The organism is Vibrio sp. 10N.222.47.A9 (assembly GCF_963872585.1).
Lineage (GTDB): Bacteria > Pseudomonadota > Gammaproteobacteria > Enterobacterales > Vibrionaceae > Vibrio > Vibrio splendidus.
On the sequence record NZ_CAWNBB010000001.1, the window covers coordinates 181512 to 204730 of the forward strand.

Genomic DNA, 23219 nt, shown 5'->3' on the forward strand with positions numbered 1-23219 from the left:
TCTTATTATTATTTTGCTTGGTCGATAAGAAGACGAGCCAGTGTACGAACACCCATACCGGTCGCGCCTGCAGCCCACTTATCACTTGATGATTTACGGTAAGTACCCGCGCAGTCCATGTGAATCCAACCTTTTTTGTAGTCATCGACAAAGTAAGAAAGGAACGCAGCAGCTGTACTTGCACCCGGAGTGTAATCACCAGAGCTGATGTTTGATAGATCAGCAAAATTTGAAGGCAACATGCCACGGTGGAAATCAGCAAGAGGCAATGGCCATAGGCCTTCTTTCTCTTGATTTGCAGCCGTTAGTGCTTGGTGAGACAACTCATCATCGAAGCTCAATAGCGCGTGGTAGTCGTTACCTAATGCATTTTTAGCCGCGCCGGTTAGCGTTGCACAGTCGATGATCAGCTCAGGGTTTTGTGCACTTGCGTACATCAAACCATCAGCAAGAACCAAGCGACCTTCCGCATCGGTATTCATGATCTCAACCGTCTTACCATTTTTGTAAGTAATGATGTCGCCAAGCTTCAATGCACGACCCGAGATCATGTTCTCTGCACAACATAGGATAAGCTTGATACGCTTGTTCAGACCGCGTTCAATCGCTAGACCTAGACCACCAGTAATAGTTGCTGCGCCACCCATGTCAGCCTTCATTGCTGTCATGAATTGACCTGGCTTGATGCTGTAACCGCCTGAGTCGAAAGTGATACCTTTACCAACCAGACAAGCAAATACAGGTGCGTCTTCGTCGCCGGTAGGGTTGAAGTCCAGTTGAAGCATTGCAGAAGTACGCTCAGAGCCGCGGCCTACCGCGTAGATGCCTTCCCAACCTTCGGTTAGTAGGTCTTTGTCTTTAACGATTTTCGCTTTAACTGTGCCCGTAGGAGCCACTGACTTGATGTATTCCGCAGCCATCGTCGCTAATTGACGAGGTGCCACTTCTTCAGCGGTTTTGTTGATAATGTCACGAGTCCAATCAGTAGAGCGAATGCGAGCTTCTAGCTCAGCTTGGTCGGTTTCTGAAAGTGCATCCCATTCCAATGCATTCTTTTTCTTTGGTCCACGGTAGCCTTGGTAGAAAGCCCAAACGCTTTCTAAATCCCACCCTTCACCGCTAAGTGAAACCAATGCGATACCTTGTCCGTCAAGCGTACGACCAGCACGTTGAACCGCCCCTAAATCGTGGCCTTCACCAATGTGAATTGTCGCTCCCGCTTCAGAAAACGATAAAATAGCTCTTGCTCCCCACTGAGGCTGGGCAGCTTCTTGACTTAAAAATACTGACATCTGTGTAGACATGATTTCTCCTTGTCATGAACCACCTTGAGTGTGTGGTTCTGATTATTTTTTATTAGCGGACTGATGTTAGCATTATGTAGGAGAAAAATGTCATTTTGATAAAAAAACGGACCATAAGGTCCGCTTTTTTTAGTAAGAATTGTTAACTTGGCTGTGTTTTATATTGGATAAATTCCAACCAACGGCCAAATTATAGAACAAGAGGGCTAGTCCATCTCATCCATCCAGCACAAAATAATGGCCTCTAGAATTTTCTCATTCGAGTGATTCGGCTCATCATCAAAATCTTCGAGATCTAACACCCATTGATGCAAGTCCGTAAAACGCACCGTTTTAGGATCGGTATCTGGGTATAAATCACATAGTTCAATCGCAATATCTCGCGAATCAATCCATTTCAAGCTCATAACACTTCCTTATATTTATCAGCGACGATTTGTCATCTTCATGATTTATATTCTATGCCAGTTTTACTAACAGTTTTAGCCGAGCTGAGTTCTTAGTGCTCTTCAGAAGCTAGGTTCAATGTGTACTTTGGAATCTCAACAACCAGGTCAGTATCCGCCACTTTAGCTTGGCAACCAAGACGAGATTCCATTTCCAGACCCCATGCTTTATCAAGCATGTCGTCTTCTAGGTCATCACTTTCTTCTAATGAGTCGAAACCTTCACGAATCACAACGTGACATGTAGTACATGCACACGACTTTTCACATGCGTGTTCAATACCAATACCGGCCTTCAGTGCAACATCAAGAACCGTCTCACCAGCTTTTGCTTCTAAAACAGCGCCTTCTGGACATAGATCTTCGTGAGGTAAAACAATAATCTTTGGCATGTTTATCTATTCTCTAACTATTAAATATTATCGACTGACTGACCTGACAGTGCAGCTCGAATTGATTTATCCATACGACGAGAAGCAAAGTCTTGGCTCGCTTTGTCGGTATTCTTAATTTCTAGTTCAATGGCATCGGCATTATCGCCGTTGCGCACTTCAATCAGTGCTTCAATCGCTTGAACAAGTTGTTCTTTGCCTTGCTCATCAAGCAGCTCGTCACCATCGGCTTGCATTGCAGCAATTAGCCCTTCAATAACGCGGTCCGCTTCTACGCGTTGCTCAGCTAGAGCACGCGCTTGCATGTCTTCTTTTGCAAACGTCATCGAATCTTTCAGCATACTAGCCACTTCGTTGTCACTTAGACCGTAAGAAGGCTTAACTTGGATTTCAGCTTGAACGCCAGTGCTCTTCTCCATCGCGGTAACCGATAGCAGGCCATCAGCATCCACTTGGTAAGTGACACGAATATGCGCAGCACCTGCTGTCATTGGCGGAATGCCTTTCAGAGCAAATCGAGCCAGTGAACGACAGTCGTCGACCATTTCACGCTCGCCTTGCACGGTGTGCACTGTCATTGCCGTTTGACCGTCTTTGAACGTGGTAAATTCTTGTGCGCGAGCAACAGGGATCGTGGTGTTACGAGGGATGATCTTTTCGACCAAGCCACCCATAGTTTCGATACCTAAGGAAAGTGGGATAACATCTAGAAGTAGCATCTCAGAGTCAGGCTTGTTGCCAACTAAGATATCCGCTTGAATCGACGCACCAATCGCAACCACTTCATCAGGGTTAATGCTGGTTAATGGCGTACGACCAAAGAAGCCACCGACCATTTCACGGACAAGTAAAGTACGAGTTGAACCGCCAACCATAACCACTTCCAGAACTTCGTCCGCGTCAACTTCAGCATCTTTCAGTGCGCGACGGCACGAAAGTAGCGTTTTCTTAACTAGTGGCTTGATGAGCTCTTCGAACTCTTCACGAGTTAATGAACCAGACCAACCTAGTACGTCAACATCAACACTTTCAGCTTCAGATAAGCCAATCTTCGCTTCTGTTGCTGCGTCTAGAAGAATACGGTTCTGTTCTGCCGTTAGCTCTGATAAGCCCATTTGCGCTTGGAAATGCTCTGTAATCAAATGGTCAAAGTCATCGCCACCTAGCGCAGAGTCACCACCGGTTGCTAAAACTTCAAAGACACCTTTAGATAGGCGTAGGATAGAAATATCAAACGTACCACCACCCAAGTCATAAACGGCGATTACCCCTTCTTTACCTGAATCCAGACCGTAAGCAATCGCTGCGGCAGTAGGTTCATTAAGAAGACGTAACACGTGAAGACCAGCAAGTTGCGCCGCGTCTTTCGTACCAGCACGCTGCGCATCATCAAAGTACGCAGGAACGGTAATCACTGCACCAGATAGCTCGCCACCTAGTGTTGACTCAGCACGTTGACCTAGCGCTCGCAGAATGTCTGCTGATACTTGAATTGGGTTCTTGTTGCCTTGCTCAGTGCGAATCACAGGCAAACCATTATCACTTTCTTCAAACTGATATGGCAGAGATGGGTATCGCTGTTGAATATCTGACAGTGAACGACCGATTAATCGCTTAACTGAGATAATGGTATTTTTAGGATCAGTCTGTGCATTTGCACGCGCTTCATCACCAGTCGTATAAGATTCCGATTGGTAGTGAACAACTGAAGGTAAAATGCTTCGACCTTGTTGATCAACGAGTGTACTCGCCTCGCCACTGCGTACTGCAGCAACCAACGAGTTTGTTGTACCTAAATCAATACCCACAGCAAGCTTATGCTGGTGAGGAGCGGCGCTTTGCCCTGGTTCTGCAATCTGAAGTAGTGCCATGGAGGTGTCCTTGTTATACAAACTAGCCGATCAAACGATCTTCAACTAATTCGATTTCATTCTTTAATTTTGCAATAAACTTAAGCTTTCTTACTCGGTCTGCAGCTTCAAGCCAAGCTTCGCTTTCGAGTTCTTGTTGGATAGCGCTTAATTGTTGTTTATACATTTTGCTAACCTTGCCTTCAAATGCAAATAGCGCATCTTCGGGATCAGAACTGTCTGCGATGTCTTCTAGCTCTTCACGCAATTCCATCTGCTCCATCAGGAACATCGGATCTTGCATGGTTTGTTGTTCGCCACGAATGTCTTCACCGTGTTGAACCAGCAGGTATTCTGCTCGGCTAATTGGATTCTTCAATACCTGGTACGCATCATTGATTTGTGCCGCTTTTTGCACGGCTAATAAGCGATCTCGCTCAGAAGCTATCGCGAATTTATCAGGATGGAATTGGCGTTGCAGATCTCTAAACTGAGAAGAAAGAAGGCTACCATCCAGTTGAAACTGAAGTGGTAGCCCAAATAATTCGAAATGATTCATGTAAAGGTGGTCCTAAGTTTAGGCTCTTTGTTCAGAGCCTAATTTTATTCTTCGCTTACAACGCTTAACGATTCAAGCGTTTAAACATTGAAGCTCTCACCACAACCACATTCGCCTTTCGCGTTCGGGTTGTTGAATTCAAAACCTTCGTTTAGGCCTTCTTTTACATAATCAAGCTCAGTACCATCTAGGTATACTAGGCTCTTTGGATCAATGATGACCTTAACACCTGAATGCTCAAACACTTCGTCTTCTTCGTTAAGCTCGTCAACGAATTCCAGTACATACGCCATACCCGAACAGCCAGTAGTTTTTACTGCTAAGCGTAATCCGAGACCTTTACCACGGTTATCTAGGAAAGCTTGAACTCGGCTTGCTGCCGTATCTGTCATGGTGATGGCCATACTACAACCTTGTGTTTTATATAAATTGAGAACTCAGGTGGGAGCACAAAGGGTGCTCCCAAATATTACTTATTTTTTCGACGTGATTACGGTATTGAAGCGATTAGTGCTTCTTTTTGTAATCCGCAACCGCTGCTTTGATTGCATCTTCAGCAAGAATTGAACAGTGAACTTTCACTGGTGGCAACTCAAGCTCTTCTGCGATTTCAGAGTTTTTGATTGCAGCTGCTTCATCAATACTTTTACCTTTAACCCACTCAGTTACTAGTGAGCTAGAAGCGATTGCGCTACCGCAACCGTAAGTCTTGAATTTTGCGTCTTCAATAATACCTTCTGCAGATACTTTGATTTGCAGTTTCATTACGTCACCACAAGCTGGAGCGCCAACCATGCCGCTACCTACACTTGGGTCTTCTTTATCAAACGAACCTACGTTACGTGGGTTTTCGTAGTGATCAATTACTTTTTCGCTATATGCCATGATAGTTACCTCGAATCCTCTATTTCCGTGAGATTAGTGATGAGCCCACTCAACAGTGTTCAAATCAATCCCTTCTTTATACATATCCCATAGAGGAGACATGTTGCGTAATTTATTTACCGCTACACGAATTTGTGCAATCGCGTAGTCGATTTCTTCTTCCGTTGTAAAACGGCCGAATGAGAAACGTACTGAGCTGTGTGCCAGTTCATCGTTCAGACCAAGAGCACGTAAAACGTATGAAGGCTCTAGGCTTGCTGATGTACATGCAGAACCTGATGATACTGCTAGGTCTTTTAGAGACATAAGCAGAGATTCACCTTCAACGAAAGCAAAGCTCACGTTTAGGTTGTGTGGTACACGTTGGTCTAAGTCGCCGTTTACGGTTACTGCTTCTAGATCTTGAACACCTTTCAATAGGCGCTCACGAAGTGCTAGTGCGTGATCGTAATCTTTCTGCATGTCTTGTTTAGCGATAGCAAACGCTTCGCCCATACCCACGATTTGGTGAGTAGCAAGAGTACCAGAACGGAAACCACGTTCATGACCGCCACCGTGCATTTGCGCTTCAAGGCGAATACGTGGCTTACGACGAACGTACAAAGCGCCGATACCTTTAGGGCCGTATGCTTTGTGTGCAGACATAGAGATAAGATCAACTTTCATCTCTTTTACGTCTAGTGGGATTTTACCCGCAGACTGCGCCGCATCAACGTGGAAGATGATCTTGCGTGCACGACATAACTCGCCAATTGCACCGATATCTTGGATTACACCAATCTCGTTGTTAACGTGCATGATAGAAACTAGAACAGTATCTTCACGCATTGCAGACTGTAGCTTGTCTAGATCAATGATGCCGTTTGCTTCTGGCTCAAGGTAAGTAACCTCAAAACCTTCACGCTCTAGTTGGCGACATGGATCAAGAACCGCTTTGTGTTCTGTTTTACACGTGATTACGTGCTTACCTTTCTTCTCGTAAAAGTGCGCTGCACCTTTGATAGCAAGGTTGTCTGACTCTGTAGCACCTGACGTGAAAACAATTTCACGTGGGTCTGCATTTAGTAGATCGGCAATTTGCTCACGAGCATTATCTACTGATTCTTCTGCCTGCCAGCCGTAACGGTGTGAACGAGATGCAGGGTTACCGAAGTTACCGTCCATCGTCATGCACTGAACCATTTTTTCAGCAACACGTGGATCGACTGGGCATGTAGCTGAATAGTCAAAGTAAATAGGCAGTTTCATTTTCTACTCCAATGTAAAAACTGACCGCTAAGAGCGGGCATTAACACCGTGAGGTGCTGCACTAATCGTTGTAGTGCTCGTATTTTTATGTGCAAAACCATTATTAACCGCAAGATCGATATCTTGACGATCAGAAATCTGTAAAACTTCGTTATCTTTCATTAGCTCACCGAGCGTAATGTCGTTTAAGAAGCTGCTGATTCGGGAGCTTAAATCACGCCATAAAGTGTGAGTTAAACAACGACTACCACCTTGGCAGTCTGCTCGACCGTGACACTTAGTTGCGTCCACTGATTCGTCTACTGCAGCAATCACAGTTCCGACAGCGATGTCGCTCGCTTCAGCACCTAAACGGTAACCACCACCAGGACCACGAACACTAGCAACTAAGCCAGCTTTACGTAACTTAGAAAATAGTTGTTCTAAGTAAGATAACGAGATGCCTTGTCGCTCTGAAATGTCAGCCAGAGGAACTGGGCTCTTTTGCGAATGCAGTGCTACATCTAGCATAGCTGTTACCGCATATCTTCCTTTAGATGTAAGTTTCATATCACACCGTATCCACATTGTTTATGTGGTTGGAATTTTCCCATACCCGACTAAATTGGTCAAGTATTTAGTTGACTATTTTAGTCAGGTATTCATCCCTACAAGCAGAGTGGGTTTTATTTGTCGTTTTTGCTCTTCTCAATTGAAGTCAAAATACCACGTAGAGTATTGATCTCTTGCAGTTCAGGACGAGCTCGGCTGAACAGACGACGTAGCTTGTTCATCACCTGACCCGGTTTATCCTTAGAGATAAATTGGGTATCAATGATCACTTTTTCAAGGTGTTCATAGAACATTTCTAGTTCTTCGTGACGTGGGTACTCATCTTGTTGCTGTGGCTGATATTGGCTCGCAACCATATCAAGGTGTGCCACGCGAACTTCATAGCTTAGCGTTTGCACAGCCATCGCTAGGTTCAATGAACTGTACTCAGGGTTGGCTGGGATACATACATGGAAGTGGCACTTCTGAAGCTCATCGTTAGTCAAGCCCGTGCGCTCACGGCCGAAGACTAATGCGACTGGGTGTTTTTGACCTTCAACGGCAAACTTTTGTCCGCACTCACGAGGCTCTAGCATTGGCCATTCAAGCGTTCTTGAACGAGCACTTGAACCGACCACCAAACCACAGTCTTTTACTGCTTCATCCAATGTAGACACAATGGTCGCGTTTTCTGCGATGTCACCAGCACCCGCAGCCAGTGCTAAGGTCTGCTCGTCAACTTCACATTGAGGGTCTACAAGAACTAATTGACTCAAACCCATCACTTTCATTGCGCGAGCTGCTGATCCGATATTCCCTGAATGAGACGTACCAACCAGAACGACTTTTACATTGTCTAACATGCTATATGACACCACTTTAAAAATAATCGCGAGATATTAACACATAGCAAAGTAAAATGGTCAGACCCTTCTCGTAATGTGAATTCAAGAGTTCAAAAAACAACCACTTCCCTTTTGCAAAAAATTTGGTATACTCGCCGCCGCTTTAAACTGTTCTTTAACATCTTGTGGGAAAAACCTATGCATCCAATGCTAAACATTGCGATACGCGCTGCGCGTAAAGCTGGCAACCATATTGCTAAATCTCTAGAAACAACTGATAAGATCGAATCGTCTCTAAAAGGTAACAACGATTACGTTACTAACATTGCTCAAGAAGCTGAGTACATGATTATTGAGACAATCAAATCATCTTACCCAGAGCACAGCATTATTTCTGAAGAGTCAGGCCTGACTGAAGGTAAAGATTCTGACGTACAATGGATCGTTGACCCACTAGATGGCACCAACAACTTTGTAAAAGGTTTCCCTCACTTCTCTGTATCTATTGCTGTTCGTATGAACGGTCGTACAGAAGTTGCTTGTGTTTATGACCCAATGCTAAACGAGCTATTCACAGCTCAACGTGGCTCTGGCGCTCAACTTAACAACGCTCGTATGCGTGTTACTCAGCTTAAAGACCTTCAAGGTACTGTTCTAGCAACTGGTTTCCCATTCAAGCAAAAACAACACTCTGAATCTTTCATGAAGATCATCTCTGGTCTATTCGTTGATTGTGCGGACTTCCGTCGTACTGGCTCTCCAGCACTTGACCTATGTTACCTAGCGGCTGGCCGTGTTGACGGTTACCTAGAACTAGGCCTTAAGCCATGGGATCTAGCAGCTGGCGATCTAATCGCTCGTGAAGCTGGCGCTATCATGACTGACTTTGCTGGCGGTACTGATTACATGACGTCTGGTAATGTTGTTGCTTCAAGCGCACGTGGTGTTAAGTCTATTCTTAAGCACGTTCGTGAGAACTCTAACGAAGGTATGCTGAAGTAATTCAGACCTTACGTTAATGCTCCTTTTTTCAAGGGCGCATAGAAATTTCAAAGCCTCGCTATTGCGGGGCTTTTTTGTATCTGCGATACGAGCTACGAGCTACGACCAAGATTGCGGTTAGTTGCGACGAGCACAACGCACTTCGCCGATACATTACGTTGAGTTTATCGACAGAATACAGACGTAAAAAAACCGCTAGTTGCCTAGCGGTTTTTTTTGGTTTAGCGAAACGTATTAAGCCAAGGCCTAAGGCATCTCGTCAAACTCTTCACCTTCTTTATCCACTTGTGGTGGCATTAGGTGTTCACGCGTAATACCCAACTTCATAGCGAGTGCAGATGCAACGTAGATAGAAGAATAAGTACCAACGGTAATACCCAATAGAAGTGCAGTCGCGAAGCCGTGAATCATAGCACCGCCCTGAGCGAACAGCGCGATAACTACGAATAACGTTGTACCAGAAGTAATCAATGTACGGCTCAATGTTTGTGTGATTGAGCTGTTCAGTACTTCAGGTGCTTCACCCTTACGCATCTTGCGGAAGTTCTCACGAATACGGTCAAATACGACTATGGTATCGTTGAGGGAATAACCGACTACCGTTAGCAAGGCTGCTACGATGGTAAGATCCACCTCAATTTGCATTAGAGAGAACACACCCAGTGTGATGATAACGTCGTGCGCCAGTGCTAATACCGCACCTGCTGCCAAACGCCATTCGAATCGCACTGACACATAGATCAAGATACAGATCAGAGAAACAAGGATAGCAAGGCCACCCGCTTCTGTTAGCTCGTCACCCACATTAGGGCCAACGAACTCGATACGACGCATCTCAACTTGCTCACCGGTACCATCTTTAATTGCAGACAGGATCTGGTTACCAAGCGTTTCGCCAGCAACACCGTCACGTGGACGTAAACGAACCATGACCTCACGTGCAGAACCAAAGTTCTGTACCGTTGCATCACCGAAACCTTCCGCTTCTAGTGCACTACGGATATCAGGTAGGTTTGCTGGTTGCTCAAAACCCACTTCAATCAGCGTACCACCGGTAAAATCCAGACCCCAATTCAACGATTTCGTTGTTAAGGTAAAGATGGCAGTACCAATCATCAAGATTGAGAATAAAAAGGCAACCTTTGACCAACGCATAAAGTCGATCATTTTTTCTGCTTTTAGAATCTGAAACATATTAATTCCTAGCCTTAGATCGACAGTTTCTTAACGCGTTTGCCGCCATACATCAGGTTCACGATACAACGTGTTCCGACAATAGCTGTAAACATTGAAGTTAAGATACCGATAGACAGCGTTACCGCGAAGCCTTTAATTGCACCTGTACCTACAGCAAATAGAATGATTGCTGTTAGTAGTGTGGTGATATTGGCATCGGCGATGGTGCTAAATGCGTTCGCATAACCTTGGTGAATCGCTTGTTGTGGACTGCGTCCATCTCGAAGTTCTTCACGTATACGCTCAAAGATAAGTACGTTGGCATCGACCGCCATACCAACCGTCAATACGATACCGGCAATACCTGGAAGAGTCATAGTAGCCCCCGGGATCATTGACATCACACCGATAATCAACACCAAGTTAGCCATCAGAGCAACGTTCGCAATCAAACCGAAAGTACGGTAGTAAAGCAGTGTAAACAACATTACTGCAGCCATACCCCAAACCATCGCCATGATACCCATATCGATGTTTTGTTGACCCATAGATGGACCAATCGTACGTTCTTCTACAATTGAGATAGGCGCAATCAACGCACCAGCACGTAGTAAAAGTGCCAAGTTATGAGCTTCAGCCGTTGAGTCGATACCCGTAATACGGAAGTTACGACCTAGCGCAGATTGAATCGTCGCTTGGTTGATCACTTCTTCGTGCTTACTTAAGATCACTCGACCTTCAGGTGTTTTACGACCACTGTCTTTATACTCTGCAAATACCGTAGCCATAAGCTTACCGATATTCTGACGAGAGAATGTAGACATCTTGCTACCACCTTCGCTATCTAGCGAGATGTTAACTTGTGGGCGACCATATTCATCAACACTTGAGCTTGCATCAGTAATACTTGAACCGCCTAGAATAACGCGCTTCTTAAGTACCACAGGGCGACCATCACGGTCTTGCTTGATTTCGCTACCCGCAGGGGCACGACCAGAAGCGGCAGCGGCTAAGTCAGCACTACTATCAACTTCACGGAACTCAAGTGTCGCCGTTGCACCAAGAATTTCTTTAGCGCGCGCCGTGTCTTGAACACCAGGCAATTCCACTACGATACGGCTAGCACCTTGACGTTGAACCAAAGGCTCAGCAACACCAAGTTCGTTAACACGGTTACGTAGAATGGTAATGTTTTGCTCTACTGCGTAGTTACGGATTTCTTGAAGACGAGCATCTGTAAAACGAGCAACCAAAGAGAAACGACCATTAGATTCTGAATCTACGAACGTCATATCTTGGTGCTTAGATTGCAGTAGCGATTTCGCTTCAGCAAGCTGCTCTTCGTTACGTAGAATCACTTCAACTGCATCTTTACCCGATGGGCGAATAGCACGGTAACGAATTTTTTCTTCACGAAGTTCACTACGGAAGGCTTCTTCTTGTTGGCCAACTAGCTTTTGCATCGCAGCATCCATATCCACTTCCATTAAGAAGTGAACACCACCACGTAGATCAAGACCCAGTTTCATTGGTGCAGCACCAATAGACTCAAGCCAATCAGGAGTTGAAGCCGCAAGGTTTAAAGCAACGATAACATCATCACCTAGTGCTTCTGTGATGATATCACGGGCACTAATTTGCGTATCTGTATCGTTAAAGCGAACAAGAATGGAACCGTTTTCTAGAGCAACGGATTTAGTAGAAAGGTTCTCTGCTTCCAGAGCATTGGTGACAGCATCCAGCGTAGACAGATCTACAGAGGCGCCACGCGCCCCTGTAACTTGAACTGCCGGATCTTCACCGTATATATTCGGAAGTGCGTACAACGCGGCGATAGCGATGGCAAACACCACCATCAAATACTTCCATAACGGATAACGGTTTAGCACAGCGAGGATCCTCTAGCTGTTTATAGTGATTTCAGAGTACCTTTTGGTAGCACTGCTGTAACGAAGTCTTTCTTGATAACAACTTCGTTGTTTGCGTTCAGTTCGATAGCAACGTAGTCGCTGTCTTCTGCAATCTTAGTAATCTTACCGATTAGACCGCCGCTTGTTAGAACTTCATCGCCTTTGCCCATAGAAGACATAAGGCTCTTATGCTCTTTTACGCGCTTAGCTTGTGGACGGTAGATCATGAAGTAGAAGATCACAGCGAACATACCTAGCATGATAAGCATTTCGAAACCGCCGCCTGCTGGTGCACCTTCTACTGCTGCGTGAGCTTGAGAAATAAACATTAAAAACATCCTCTATTATATTTTGGTAATTGTTTGTCTAATTGGGTTGTATCCCTTTATTTTCAAGCCCCAACTCTCGGAAGAGAGATGGGGCTCGCAAAAAAGAAATACTAAGATTCTTTACCTAACGGTGGCACTTCACGCCCCATTCTTGCGTAGAACTCAGCAACGAACTCTTCAAAACGGTCTTCATCAATAGATTGACGAATGTCTGACATAATTCGTTGGTAGAAACGCAGGTTATGAATCGTGTTCAGTCGAGCACCTAGGATTTCGTTACAACGATCCAAATGATGCAAGTACGACTTGCTGTAGTTCTTACAAGTGTAACAGTCACAATCTGAATCTAGTGGTGTTGTATCCGTTTTATGCTTCGCATTACGGATCTTGATCACACCTTCAGTGACAAACAGGTGGCCATTACGTGCATTTCGCGTTGGCATTACACAGTCAAACATGTCGATACCGCGACGAACACCTTCAACTAAGTCTTCAGGTTTGCCTACGCCCATTAGGTAACGTGGCTTATCTTCCGGCAGTTGAGGGCATGTGTGCTCAAGAATACGGTGCATGTCTTCTTTTGGTTCGCCTACTGCTAGGCCGCCAACAGCGTAACCGTCAAAACCAATTTCTGTTAGGCCTTTAACGGATACGTCACGAAGGTCTTCGTATACGCCACCTTGAACGATACCGAATAGTGAGTTCGGGTTTTCTTGCTTGTCAAAGTGATTGCGTGAACGCTGAGCCCAACGAAGAGACATCTCCATCGAGTCTTTAGCTTCTTTATGCGTTGCAGGATAAGGCGTACATTCGTCAAAGATCATTACGATGTCTGAGCCTAGATCTTTTTGGATTTCCATCGACTTTTCAGCGTCCATGAAGATCTTGTCACCGTTTACAGGGTTACGGAAGTGAACACCCTCTTCAGTGATTTTACGCGTCGCACCTAGGCTGAATACTTGGAAACCGCCTGAGTCAGTCAGGATAGGTCCTTTCCAGTTCATGAAATCGTGCAAGTCACCGTGCAGTTTCATGATTTCTTGACCAGGGCGTAACCATAGATGGAACGTATTACCTAGCAAGATTTCAGCACCTGTGTCTTTCACTTCTTCAGGTGTCATTCCTTTAACCGTACCGTAAGTACCTACAGGCATGAATGCTGGTGTTTCAACGCTACCACGTTCAAACTGAAGTTGACCACGACGTGCGCCGCTGTTTGTTTTTTTAAGTTCGTATTTTAATTTCACGAAGCCTCCAATATGCCAGAGAAACAATCTGACTGATAATTCAGAACCTTAAGCTAAACAGAAGTTCAATCTAGCGAGTTCTATGAGGAGCGGTCGCGTATTCCTTGCGAGAGATTAGACAGACACCCTGCCCGACTCCTAGCTTACTGCTAGCACCCGTAAATTCTGCTTATATCGTTTATAACCAGCTAAAATTAGCTCGTTTTCTTATTGATGAACATCGCATCACCGTAGCTGAAGAAACGGTATTCGCTCTTCACTGCGTGCTCGTATGCGCCCATCACATTGTCATAACCAGCAAATGCACTCACCAACATGATCAATGTTGATTCTGGTAAGTGGAAATTGGTAATCAAGCAATCCACCAACTGGTATTCATAACCCGGGAAGATGAAGATTTCTGTGTCACCAAAGAAAGGAACTAACTCAGTGCCATTTTTCAATGCATCTTGAGCCGCACTTTCTAGTGAACGCACAGAGGTTGTACCGACAGCGATAATGCGTCCGCCGCGAGCTTTTGCTGCTGCAACGGCATCAACCACTTCTTGCGGTACTTCAACGTACTCTGCGTGCATGTGGTGATCGTTAATATTATCTACTTTTACCGGCTGGAACGTGCCAGCACCAACGTGAAGCGTCACGTAAGCAAACTCGACACCTTTTTCTTTCATGCCAGCCATTAGCTTATCATCAAAGTGAAGGCCTGCTGTTGGCGCTGCAACCGCCCCCGGCTTTTCATTATAGACAGTCTGGTAGCGCTCTTTATCTGCATCTTCATCAGGACGATCGATGTAAGGAGGCAGTGGCATGTGACCAACACTGTTAAGAATTTCTAGAACGCTTTGATCGGAAGTGAAATGGATTTCAAACAACGCATCATGACGCGCTACCATTTCAGCTTCATACTCATCATTCTCACCAAGGAACAACTTGGTACCCGGCTTCGGTGATTTAGAACAACGAACATGCGCAAGAATGCTTTTCTCATCGAGCATACGTTCCACTAGCACTTCAAGCTTACCGCCTGAGGCCTTGCGACCGAATACACGAGCAGGAATCACGCGAGTATTATTAAAAACAACAAGATCGCCTGGCTCAACCAAGTCTAAAACGTCTTTAAACGAACCATCAGCTAGGTTACCGCTGTTGCCATCTAATTTAAGCAGGCGGCTTGCTGTGCGCTCCTCTTGAGGGTAGCGAGCAATGAGTTCATCTGGTAGGTCAAAGTGAAAATCTGAAACTTGCATGTTTGTAGTCTTGTCTTAGTTGATGAGATTTGTGCTGTTGACGAATAATAAATCATGGTTGCAAATCAATCGTTACGGTAAGTCAATCGTTACCAGAAACACATCACAAACACGACTAAAAATTTCGCAGTGGGCTAGTATAGGCACACGAGCCGCAATAGCAAGGTTTACAGCACTGGATTATTGTAAAGAGGCGTAAAATAATGCTACTGATTCACCACCTCAAACTAAAGAATTAGTTGCATAAAACTCATCCAAGAATGCGTCAGATCTCAGTTATTTTTTGGATAAAAAACTATAGTAATAGCAACAAATAAAAAAGAAGGAGGTTCGTATGATCAAGGTTGAAGATATGATGACTCGCAACCCTCATACTCTATTGCGCTCACACTCACTGGCCGATGCTAAGCACATGATGGAAGCGCTTGATATCCGCCATATTCCGGTCGTTGATTCCGACAGGCAACTACTTGGCGTCGTCACACAGCGAGACGTTCTAGCCGCTCAAGAATCCAGCCTACAAAACATCCCACAAGCTCAATCTTTTACTCTTGCCACTCCCCTCAACGACATCATGCACAAAAGTGTTATGTCAGTAGAGCCGCGTGCTGGATTAAAAGAATCGGCTATCTATATGCAGAAACACAAAGTGGGCTGTTTACCTGTCGTAGAAAATCACGAACTAGTAGGCATTATTACAGACAGCGACTTTGTCACGATAGCGATTAACTTATTAGAGCTACAGGAAGAAGTCGAACCAGAAGAAGTCGAAAGTTAACCAGCGTTGTGCTATCCACTATCCCCCTAGAGCCTTTCAACCCAAGGCTCTTTACATGTCCAACTATCACATATTCACAGTGAAACTCACTACAACCCTCATTTCTTCTTAGAGACCAGTTCCAAAGTTCAGGCCTCTCAATAAACCGACCTCACTTACTGTTTTTATATATGAGAATGTAAGGCTCCAATTGGATTTATTGATATATTTCTCGTTGGAATAATGTAAGAATTTGTTAGAAATGAAAACAAGCTGCTTCATTAGGAATGATATCTATGAGTTTAAAGAAATTGCTGTCCTTGGGTTTTGGCGTGATTCTCGCGCTGATCTTAGTTATTTCAATCGTTGCTTCATTGCGCTTTTATCAATCAAGTGATGGATTCAATACCTACCGTTCTCTCGCACTCACGAGTGTATCTACTGGACGAATTCAAGCCAATATATTGGAAGCTCGTTTATCTGCGTTAAAATACGTAAAGAACCCTGTTCCATCTCATGCATCAGAGCTAGATAAACGTATCACGACATCAATTCAATTGATCGAAGGAGTGTTAGAGGCTCATCTTGACGACCTCCATAAAAATGAGTTCTTAGCGATAGAAAATCAGCTTAAGCAATACAATCAAGGATTCAAAAAGGTTGTTCAACTGGTAAACACTAGAAACAACTTAGTTAAAGAAGATTTAGACCCATCAGGTTTAAACATGCGAAAAGCAGTAACTAACCTGATGAACCAAGCTTCTGCTGAAGAGGATTTAGAGGTTGCAGTTAGTTCAGGACAACTTCAACAACACGTATTGCTATCAAGATTGTATGCTTCTAAATTTCTGACCAGTAACAACACAGAAGATGCTCAGCGAGCAGAAAAAGAATTTGCATCAGCAGCGTTGCTTGTAGAAACAATAGAATCTCAACTAATGTCGAACGAGCAAATACGATACTTAACTGATTTTAATACCGCTTTTAAAGCCTACCGTCTGGCATTTTCAGAAGTCGTTGACACAATAAACGAACGAAACCGTATCGTTTCTGGCACCCTTGATGTTGCTGGTAGCAATGCGGCGAAAACAATTGAAGAAATAAAGCTATCTACCAAGTCACAACAAGACTCCGTCGGACCAAGCATGGTTGAACGATTTTCAAATGCTCAATTTATCTTAGGTGCTCTTTCAATTATTGTTATCGCGATTGCCCTTGGCATTGCCATCTCGATTTATCGTAGCGTCTGGAAAGTCGTAGGGGGAGAGCCTAGCGATATTCAAGCAATTGTCGAAGAAGTTGCTTCAGGCGATCTTTCAAAACAGATTCCAGTAACAGGTAAAGAGACGGGTATATACGCCAACATTTTAGAAATGCGCCAAGAACTACGTCGTATCATCGATGGTTTCCACCAAATTTCAGACAATGTATCAGCAGCTTCAGTTGAGTTAACAGCCGTAATGAGCCAAACCGAGGGGAACGCTCAACAAGAACTGAGTCAAATGGAACAAATAGCAACAGCCATCAATGAGCTTTCTAGTACGGCGAATGAAGTCAGCCACAATGCTGCTAGTGCTGAGAACGCGGCAACTGGTGCAACTTCCAATGTCAAAGAGGGAGGAGTTTCACTCGATGCATCCGATGATATCTCTCGCAAGGTTGAAGACTCAATCGAAGAAACATCAAACATCGTCAATCAACTGCAAGAGTATTCGGTAGAGATCGGCACTGTTATTGAAGTGATCAACTCGATTTCCGGACAAACGAATTTGCTTGCGTTAAATGCAGCAATTGAAGCGGCACGAGCTGGTGAGCAAGGGCGTGGGTTTGCTGTCGTTGCTGATGAAGTTCGCTCTCTGGCGGCTAAAACACAACAATCAACCGTTGATATTCAAGAGATAATCTCTCGACTTCAAGCGCAAGCGAAAGATGCCAATCAATTCATGCAATCTAACCTATCGTTAGCCGTAGAGTCGCGTCATTACAGCGAACAGCTTAGAACTGCATTTGCATCAATAACTGAATCCGTGAGCCTGATTTCAGATATGAATACACAAGTAGCGACAGCATCTGAAGAGCAATCAGGAGTCACACAGGATATTTCACAAAATGTTTCTTTGACCTTTGATATCGTTCACCAAAATGTTTCAGGTATTGAACAAAGCAAGCAAGCGAGTGAGGAGTTATCTTCATTAGCCGTTAAACAAAAAGACTTGCTGAGTTTTTTCAAAATCTAATGCTGTAAATAAATTTCCAACGCCACTGTTTGTGGCGTTTTTCTTCTCAAATGAACAAACAAAAAGAGCGGCTAAAATGGCCGCTCTTTTTGTTTAATGTTCTAAATTTTACAGCAGTTCAGACACCACATCCGCTAACTGATGGAATGTCTCTAGACGAGACGAACTTGGTCGCCAGACCAGACCAATATCTCGGTATGCCTGTTGGCCTGGAGGATCGATCACCACTAGGTTTTGGTTTTCAAGCAAACCGTGGTCGATGGCCATCTGCGGAATAAAGGTGGTTCCTAAACCATTGGCCACCATTTGCACCAATGTGTGGAGGCTTGTGGCGGTGAACGGATTTATCTTCTCTTTGTCGGTTAACTTACAAGCTGATACCGCGTGCTCGGTTAAGCAGTGCTCGTTCTCCAGCAAAAATACAGACTCATCTGGCAAGTCATCGTATTTAATCGGAACACGAATGCCATCTGCTTGATTACGACTGATCACCATTCTGAACGGGTCTTGCCCAACAACTTTGCTCTCCATGTTGTCGATATCAACAGGCAAAGCCAGAATCAACACATCTAACTCACCATGACGTAATGCAGCCAATAAGTTAGTCGTCGTGTCTTCACGTAACAGTAAGTTCAACTGAGGAAAACGATGATTGGCTTCTTGAACCAAATCACACAGAAGGAATGGCGCAATGGTAGGGATACACCCGACTCTTAGCTGCCCTTGCATCGCATCCCCATTACACAAGTTTCCAAGTTCGACAAGATCTTGCCCTTTCGCCAATAGCTCTCGACCGTGCTTAACCACCAGCTCACCCGCTTGAGTGAAAACCAATGGGCTCTTTTTATCTTTCTTCTCATAAAGCGGACAACCAATCAGCTCTTCGAGGTTTTGAATGCCTTTACTTAGCGTAGATTGACTGACGAAACAGCGATCCGCAGCGTCGCTAAAGTGACGAGTTTCGTGAAGGGTAACAAGATAATGAAGCTGCTTTAGACTTGGCCATTTATTCATGAAATTACTTTGTAATATGAGTAGGATAAGTTACGTAAAGGTCAGTAGACCTAAGGACTGGGCAAAGATTAAGCTCATCGCTTTTTTCGATTAACTTAATCTATTTAATTCGCTTTTTTCTATAGTACCGATTGTACTATAGTTTGTCCCGTAGAAACGGAGCCCAAACAAAGATGTGTTGGGCCAACTAATTTTTTAGGAGATTCCAAATGGTACTAGTAGGTCGTCAAGCCCCTGACTTTACTGCAGCAGCTGTTCTAGGTAACGGTGAGATCGTTGATAACTTCAACTTCGCAGAATTCACTAAAGGTAAGAAAGCTGTAGTTTTCTTCTACCCACTAGACTTCACTTTCGTTTGTCCTTCAGAGCTAATCGCTTTCGACAACCGTCTAGAAGATTTCCAAGCTAAAGGCGTTGAAGTAATCGGTGTTTCAATCGATTCTCAATTCTCTCACAACGCATGGCGTAACACTGCTATCGCTGATGGCGGTATCGGTCAAGTTAAGTACCCTCTAATTGCTGACGTTAAGCACGAGATCTGCAAAGCATACGATGTTGAGCACCCAGAAGCAGGCGTTGCTTTCCGTGGTTCTTTCCTAATCGACGCTGACGGCCTTGTACGTCACCAAGTAGTTAACGATCTTCCACTAGGTCGTAACATCGACGAAATGCTACGCATGGTAGACGCACTAAACTTCCACGAGAAGAACGGTGAAGTTTGTCCTGCACAATGGGAAGAAGGCAAAGCAGGTATGGACGCATCACCAACAGGTGTTGCTGCGTTCCTATCTGAGCACGCTGACGACCTAAGCAAGTAATTACCTCTTAAGCCTGAACTCAACTCAGGTTAATGGTTGGAAGACTCTCTATAAAGAGAAATAAAGCATAAGCTAATAGCGCAAAGCGCACCGCCAATCAGTTAAGAAGTAAAGTCCTATTAAAAGCCCGAAGTTAACGCTTCGGGCTTTTTTCATATCTATTCGACAGCCTTCCACTTCCCCAAAGCTCCCTCTGCAACAATTAATAGAGGTAATTACAAAAACAAACTTTACCCCTATTTTCCTCTGCGACCACCTATTCATATCCGTATCTAGATTGCTATGATTTCATCAGTATCTTTTTGAACGGATAAACATGATGAACACCGAAATTGAAGTCTGTATCGATAACTTAGAATCTCTACATAACGCACTATCTGGTGGCGCGAACCGAATTGAGCTTTGCTCTTCATTGGCACTTGGCGGGTTAACTCCAAGCTTCGGAATGATGAAGCAAGCGGCAAAAATTTCGTCCGTTCCTGTCTACGCGATGATACGACCAAGACAAGGCGACTTCATTTTCGATAATGACGATATGCTCTGTATGCTTGAAGATATTGAAGCTTGTGCAAGTACAGGGTTGGATGGAGTCGTACTGGGTGTATTAGCGCCGAACGGAAGTATTGATATGCCAAAAATGCAGCAACTGGCTGACAAAGCGTACTCATTGAAGCTTGGAATGACGTTCCATAGAGCTATTGATCAAAGCTCTGATTACCAAACAGCATTAGAACAGGTCATCACACTTGGATGTGAAAGAATCCTAACATCAGGGCTTGCTGTTAATGCTGAGCAAGGCATCAATGTGCTCGCAGATATGGTCAAACAAGCCGATGGAAGAATCGATATCATGGCTGGCGCTGGCGTCAATGCAACGAATGCTAAGATGATTCAAAGCACCACCCAAGTACCTGCACTTCACCTTTCAGGTAAATCGACAAGACCGAGTCTAATGGAAAGCAACTCAAGCGCTCAAATGGGCAGTGATGATATTGATGATTATCAGATACCAGTAACTGATGCTAGCAAGATATCCAGTATGAGAGCCGCTCTCATCGCTTAGGGCAATAGTCGCTAACACAAATCCAGAGAACCTCGCTGACTAATCTAACTGACTGACGTATATTAGATTTAATAGCGCAGAAAATTTTCATGGATAGATATGGCTAAAGACTTATTCAGCTCTCTTGATTTAAACCTGTTACGAACATTTCTGATTGTTTATCAAGAACAAAACACCAGAAAGGCTGCGGAGCGTTTATTCGTTTCTCAGCCAGCGGTTAGCCAAGCCCTGCAAAAGCTAAGACACCACTTCAACGATGACCTTTTCGTTAAAGTTCATGGAGGTTTGCAGCCTACCGCTTTCTCAGAACAACTCACCAATGAAATAAAGCCGTTCATGGACGGTCTATCTGTCGCGATCAATGCATCAAACATTTTTGATCCAAAAGAGATCGATTACACACTCAAAATAGCGCTATCACCTATCGTGCTATCTTGTTTATCTGGTTCTTTATTTAAAATGATAAGAGAGCAAGCACCGAATGCGAATCTAGAATTAGTCTCTTGGACCAATGCTTCTGTTTCTGACATTCAGAAAGGTGAGGTGTTGATGGGGATCAGTTACCTTGGCAGTAAAACGAGTAAAGAAGTTTATACGAAAAAGTTAATTGAACTAACAGGGCGTATTTTTGTAAGAAAAGACCACCCTTTAAAGCAAGAAATCGTTACACCTTACGATGTGGCAGGCTACGATATCGCTTCACTAGTCACACCCGGTTGGAACGACAACCATAGTTTGGCATCGGATATCCTAACTGATCTCTCCGTTGAACATAATGTTGGTTTCCGTAGTGAGCTAATTATGGCGGTCATTGATGTCATTCAACACACAGATATGTACATGCCACATTCGAATCTTTTCCTCGTTGATAATTACCCAACCCTACGCGGAATCGATGTTGTGATAGATGGCGAGCCTCCCAAAACTCCTGTTTACTGCCATTTACATACTAAAAACAGAAACTCCCCTATTACCAATTGGCTATTTGAGTTAATACAAAAAGCACTATCAACTCAGGTTAATAAGTAATGCTTATTATAGAGATACCAATATCTACTTAGCCGAAAAATAAAACACTGTTTAATATTAGCCCTATCAAAACGGATACTGAACTACGAAGGATCGTGCAGTTAAGTTAACCCTAAATAGAGACTAATATGAAAATTGCACTTACTACCCTAATTTCAGCTTCACTACTTTCTGTTCCAGTTCTTGCAAACAACTTTGACAGCCAACACCGTGTGGGTATTGGTTACAACCAAACTCAGGTAGACGATTGGCTAACCGATGACACAGTTGATTGGGGTAACGGTATCAAACTTGAATATGGTTATGAATTTAACCGTATCGTAGGTATCAATGTTTCTTACGCAACGAATAGTGACGACGAAAACGTTGAAGGTATAAAAGCCGAGATCGATGGTTACAAATTCCAAGTTGATGCTGATATCGGTTATAAATTTGAATTAGATGGCTTCTCTTTGAAACCTTATGGTGTTCTGGGCCTAGCTCGTCAAAGTGAAGATAATTCAATTAGCATCCTAGACAAAAAGTGGACTGAATCATATAACGATACCAGCTTCGTTGTTGGCCTAGGTGGTCGAGCTGAATTCGGATCACACCTATACACTGACATGCGCTTTGAATTCGCGAGCTACGATGACGTAGATTACGACACATTCTCATGGACTGTCGGTTACCGCTTCTAATAGATTGAAAAAGCCAGTGTCTAAACTGGCTTTTTTGCGATCAGTCAATTGCTGGGTTTTAACACCTCATCAAAGTTGACTCACTTTTGAACAATTCTCGAATCAAAATTCATTGCAGCCACGGACGGCTAATTGCTTTAGGTATTTTTATGAAGATAAAAACTTCCCTGCTTTTACTTTCTGTCCTCTCCACTTCCGTTTCAGCAAGTGCTCTTCATTTATCCCCAGAACTAAAGATTGGTTCTTATCATGGCTTTGGAGTACAGGCGGGTATTACTGATGTGGCCAGTTTAGGTGCCGTTTACCTAAGCTACTCTCATATTTGGTATGACAGCGATCGATATGATGAAACGGTTGATGCGTATCGCGTTGGTATCCAGAACATGTTTGGAAGAAACCAAAACCACGGCTTTCAGGCTGAAATCGGTGTGGCAAGCTATGACGGTACAAAAACGCGCTCAGGCGAAGTTGAAGAGAAGACAGCACATGGTTTAAGCCTAGGCGGCGCCTACGTGTACCAAGCGACACCAATGCTTGGACTACGTGCAGGTGTTGATATGAATATTTTTGATCACAATAAAACCTTTGTGCCTTACGACACGACGGTCAATTTCAACCTTGGTGCCATTATTAGCTTTTAAAGGCTCTAC

The 23219-nt window shown here is 44.1% G+C and carries 24 protein-coding genes; 8 read left to right on the forward strand and 16 right to left on the reverse strand.

Annotated features, from left to right (window positions below):
- Window positions 1-8: 8 nt before the first annotated feature.
- The 10 genes from pepB to trmJ form a co-directional block, all read right to left on the reverse strand.
- Window positions 9-1304 carry an aminopeptidase PepB gene (gene pepB / locus AACT19_RS00795; protein ID WP_076644810.1) on the reverse strand — a complete coding sequence of 432 codons (1296 nt, stop codon included), beginning with the start codon at window positions 1302-1304 and terminating at the stop codon, window positions 9-11.
- 206 nt (window positions 1305-1510) lie between these two features.
- A complete protein-coding gene (gene iscX, locus AACT19_RS00800) occupies window positions 1511-1711 on the reverse strand; it encodes a Fe-S cluster assembly protein IscX (RefSeq protein WP_004735099.1) in 201 nt (66 codons plus the stop codon).
- Window positions 1712-1803: 92 nt separating this feature from the next.
- Entirely contained in the window at window positions 1804-2142 is a 339-nt protein-coding gene (gene fdx, locus AACT19_RS00805; RefSeq protein WP_076644811.1) for an ISC system 2Fe-2S type ferredoxin, read from the reverse strand.
- 20 nt (window positions 2143-2162) lie between these two features.
- On the reverse strand, window positions 2163-4013 hold the full coding sequence (hscA, locus tag AACT19_RS00810; RefSeq protein ID WP_076644812.1) for a Fe-S protein assembly chaperone HscA: 1851 nt from the start codon (window positions 4011-4013) through the stop codon (window positions 2163-2165).
- Between the two features lie 22 nt (window positions 4014-4035).
- Window positions 4036-4551 carry a co-chaperone HscB gene (gene hscB, locus AACT19_RS00815; RefSeq protein WP_009848288.1) on the reverse strand — a complete coding sequence of 172 codons (516 nt, stop codon included), beginning with the start codon at window positions 4549-4551 and terminating at the stop codon, window positions 4036-4038.
- Between the two features lie 80 nt (window positions 4552-4631).
- Window positions 4632-4955, reverse strand: a complete 324-nt coding sequence (iscA, locus tag AACT19_RS00820) for an iron-sulfur cluster assembly protein IscA (protein WP_004735095.1) — start codon at window positions 4953-4955, stop codon at window positions 4632-4634.
- A gap of 103 nt (window positions 4956-5058) precedes the next feature.
- A complete protein-coding gene (iscU, locus tag AACT19_RS00825; RefSeq protein WP_004735094.1) occupies window positions 5059-5436 on the reverse strand; it encodes a Fe-S cluster assembly scaffold IscU in 378 nt (125 codons plus the stop codon).
- Between the two features lie 33 nt (window positions 5437-5469).
- Complete coding sequence (locus AACT19_RS00830; protein WP_076644813.1) at window positions 5470-6684, reverse strand: IscS subfamily cysteine desulfurase; 1215 nt, start codon at window positions 6682-6684, stop codon at window positions 5470-5472.
- Between the two features lie 27 nt (window positions 6685-6711).
- Window positions 6712-7233, reverse strand: a complete 522-nt coding sequence (iscR, locus tag AACT19_RS00835; protein ID WP_017079865.1) for a Fe-S cluster assembly transcriptional regulator IscR — start codon at window positions 7231-7233, stop codon at window positions 6712-6714.
- A gap of 116 nt (window positions 7234-7349) precedes the next feature.
- On the reverse strand, window positions 7350-8078 hold the full coding sequence (gene trmJ / locus AACT19_RS00840; protein WP_004735091.1) for a tRNA (cytosine(32)/uridine(32)-2'-O)-methyltransferase TrmJ: 729 nt from the start codon (window positions 8076-8078) through the stop codon (window positions 7350-7352).
- Between the two features lie 180 nt (window positions 8079-8258).
- On the opposite strand from trmJ, the gene suhB reads away from it, so the two are divergent.
- Window positions 8259-9062, forward strand: coding sequence for an inositol-1-monophosphatase (suhB, locus tag AACT19_RS00845; protein WP_004735090.1), 804 nt, complete (start codon window positions 8259-8261; stop codon window positions 9060-9062).
- A 246-nt stretch (window positions 9063-9308) separates the two neighbouring features.
- On the opposite strand, the gene secF is transcribed toward suhB, so the two are convergent.
- The 5 genes from secF to queA all read right to left on the reverse strand — a co-directional run bounded on the left by secF (window position 9309) and on the right by queA (window position 14971).
- Window positions 9309-10256, reverse strand: coding sequence for a protein translocase subunit SecF (gene secF, locus AACT19_RS00850; RefSeq protein ID WP_004735089.1), 948 nt, complete (start codon window positions 10254-10256; stop codon window positions 9309-9311).
- Window positions 10257-10270: 14 nt separating this feature from the next.
- Window positions 10271-12127: a protein translocase subunit SecD gene (gene secD, locus AACT19_RS00855; protein WP_004735088.1), complete on the reverse strand. Its 1857-nt coding sequence runs from the start codon at window positions 12125-12127 to the stop codon at window positions 10271-10273.
- Window positions 12128-12147: 20 nt separating this feature from the next.
- On the reverse strand, window positions 12148-12477 hold the full coding sequence (gene yajC / locus AACT19_RS00860) for a preprotein translocase subunit YajC (protein ID WP_004735087.1): 330 nt from the start codon (window positions 12475-12477) through the stop codon (window positions 12148-12150).
- Between the two features lie 110 nt (window positions 12478-12587).
- Complete coding sequence (gene tgt / locus AACT19_RS00865; protein WP_004735086.1) at window positions 12588-13724, reverse strand: tRNA guanosine(34) transglycosylase Tgt; 1137 nt, start codon at window positions 13722-13724, stop codon at window positions 12588-12590.
- Window positions 13725-13918: 194 nt separating this feature from the next.
- A complete protein-coding gene (queA, locus tag AACT19_RS00870; protein WP_076644814.1) occupies window positions 13919-14971 on the reverse strand; it encodes a tRNA preQ1(34) S-adenosylmethionine ribosyltransferase-isomerase QueA in 1053 nt (350 codons plus the stop codon).
- Window positions 14972-15305: 334 nt separating this feature from the next.
- Between queA and AACT19_RS00875 the strand changes: the two genes are divergently transcribed.
- Complete coding sequence (locus AACT19_RS00875; protein WP_004735084.1) at window positions 15306-15749, forward strand: CBS domain-containing protein; 444 nt, start codon at window positions 15306-15308, stop codon at window positions 15747-15749.
- A gap of 275 nt (window positions 15750-16024) precedes the next feature.
- The gene (locus AACT19_RS00880; RefSeq protein ID WP_076644815.1) at window positions 16025-17965 is read left to right on the forward strand and encodes a HAMP domain-containing methyl-accepting chemotaxis protein; all 1941 of its coding nucleotides are present in this window, start codon (window positions 16025-16027) and stop codon (window positions 17963-17965) included.
- A 108-nt stretch (window positions 17966-18073) separates the two neighbouring features.
- Here AACT19_RS00880 and AACT19_RS00885 read toward each other — a convergent pair whose 3' ends face one another.
- Window positions 18074-18979 (reverse strand): hydrogen peroxide-inducible genes activator, encoded by a 906-nt coding sequence (locus AACT19_RS00885; RefSeq protein ID WP_004735078.1) that lies wholly within the window; start codon window positions 18977-18979, stop codon window positions 18074-18076.
- 209 nt (window positions 18980-19188) lie between these two features.
- On the opposite strand from AACT19_RS00885, the gene AACT19_RS00890 reads away from it, so the two are divergent.
- From AACT19_RS00890 to AACT19_RS00910, 5 genes are all read left to right on the forward strand, one after another.
- Window positions 19189-19797, forward strand: a complete 609-nt coding sequence (locus AACT19_RS00890) for a peroxiredoxin C (protein WP_004735077.1) — start codon at window positions 19189-19191, stop codon at window positions 19795-19797.
- Window positions 19798-20116: 319 nt separating this feature from the next.
- Window positions 20117-20860: a copper homeostasis protein CutC gene (locus tag AACT19_RS00895; protein WP_076644816.1), complete on the forward strand. Its 744-nt coding sequence runs from the start codon at window positions 20117-20119 to the stop codon at window positions 20858-20860.
- Window positions 20861-20959: 99 nt separating this feature from the next.
- The gene (locus AACT19_RS00900; RefSeq protein ID WP_076644817.1) at window positions 20960-21889 is read left to right on the forward strand and encodes a LysR family transcriptional regulator; all 930 of its coding nucleotides are present in this window, start codon (window positions 20960-20962) and stop codon (window positions 21887-21889) included.
- Between the two features lie 128 nt (window positions 21890-22017).
- Complete coding sequence (locus tag AACT19_RS00905; protein ID WP_076644818.1) at window positions 22018-22569, forward strand: porin family protein; 552 nt, start codon at window positions 22018-22020, stop codon at window positions 22567-22569.
- Window positions 22570-22718: 149 nt separating this feature from the next.
- A complete protein-coding gene (locus AACT19_RS00910; RefSeq protein WP_017087862.1) occupies window positions 22719-23210 on the forward strand; it encodes a hypothetical protein in 492 nt (163 codons plus the stop codon).
- Window positions 23211-23219 lie beyond the last annotated feature (9 nt).

Bases quoted from the DNA above. Each gene is read 5' to 3' on its own strand.
- hscA (WP_076644812.1), bottom strand. From the start codon at position 4,013: ATGGCACTACTTCAGATTGCAGAACCAGGGCAAAGCGCCGCTCCTCAC.
- AACT19_RS00895 (WP_076644816.1), top strand. From the start codon at position 20,117: ATGAACACCGAAATTGAAGTCTGTATCGATAACTTAGAATCTCTACAT.
- iscA (WP_004735095.1), bottom strand. From the start codon at position 4,955: ATGGCCATCACCATGACAGATACGGCAGCAAGCCGAGTTCAAGCTTTC.
- fdx (WP_076644811.1), bottom strand. From the start codon at position 2,142: ATGCCAAAGATTATTGTTTTACCTCACGAAGATCTATGTCCAGAAGGC.
- hscB (WP_009848288.1), bottom strand. From the start codon at position 4,551: ATGAATCATTTCGAATTATTTGGGCTACCACTTCAGTTTCAACTGGAT.
- queA (WP_076644814.1), bottom strand. From the start codon at position 14,971: ATGCAAGTTTCAGATTTTCACTTTGACCTACCAGATGAACTCATTGCT.
- iscU (WP_004735094.1), bottom strand. From the start codon at position 5,436: ATGGCATATAGCGAAAAAGTAATTGATCACTACGAAAACCCACGTAAC.
- trmJ (WP_004735091.1), bottom strand. From the start codon at position 8,078: ATGTTAGACAATGTAAAAGTCGTTCTGGTTGGTACGTCTCATTCAGGG.
- AACT19_RS00910 (WP_017087862.1), top strand. From the start codon at position 22,719: ATGAAGATAAAAACTTCCCTGCTTTTACTTTCTGTCCTCTCCACTTCC.
- iscX (WP_004735099.1), bottom strand. From the start codon at position 1,711: ATGAGCTTGAAATGGATTGATTCGCGAGATATTGCGATTGAACTATGT.
- suhB (WP_004735090.1), top strand. From the start codon at position 8,259: ATGCATCCAATGCTAAACATTGCGATACGCGCTGCGCGTAAAGCTGGC.
- AACT19_RS00885 (WP_004735078.1), bottom strand. From the start codon at position 18,979: ATGAATAAATGGCCAAGTCTAAAGCAGCTTCATTATCTTGTTACCCTT.
- AACT19_RS00890 (WP_004735077.1), top strand. From the start codon at position 19,189: ATGGTACTAGTAGGTCGTCAAGCCCCTGACTTTACTGCAGCAGCTGTT.
- pepB (WP_076644810.1), bottom strand. From the start codon at position 1,304: ATGTCTACACAGATGTCAGTATTTTTAAGTCAAGAAGCTGCCCAGCCT.
- AACT19_RS00905 (WP_076644818.1), top strand. From the start codon at position 22,018: ATGAAAATTGCACTTACTACCCTAATTTCAGCTTCACTACTTTCTGTT.
- AACT19_RS00880 (WP_076644815.1), top strand. From the start codon at position 16,025: ATGAGTTTAAAGAAATTGCTGTCCTTGGGTTTTGGCGTGATTCTCGCG.
- AACT19_RS00875 (WP_004735084.1), top strand. From the start codon at position 15,306: ATGATCAAGGTTGAAGATATGATGACTCGCAACCCTCATACTCTATTG.
- AACT19_RS00900 (WP_076644817.1), top strand. From the start codon at position 20,960: ATGGCTAAAGACTTATTCAGCTCTCTTGATTTAAACCTGTTACGAACA.
- secF (WP_004735089.1), bottom strand. From the start codon at position 10,256: ATGTTTCAGATTCTAAAAGCAGAAAAAATGATCGACTTTATGCGTTGG.
- iscR (WP_017079865.1), bottom strand. From the start codon at position 7,233: ATGAAACTTACATCTAAAGGAAGATATGCGGTAACAGCTATGCTAGAT.
- yajC (WP_004735087.1), bottom strand. From the start codon at position 12,477: ATGTTTATTTCTCAAGCTCACGCAGCAGTAGAAGGTGCACCAGCAGGC.
- AACT19_RS00830 (WP_076644813.1), bottom strand. From the start codon at position 6,684: ATGAAACTGCCTATTTACTTTGACTATTCAGCTACATGCCCAGTCGAT.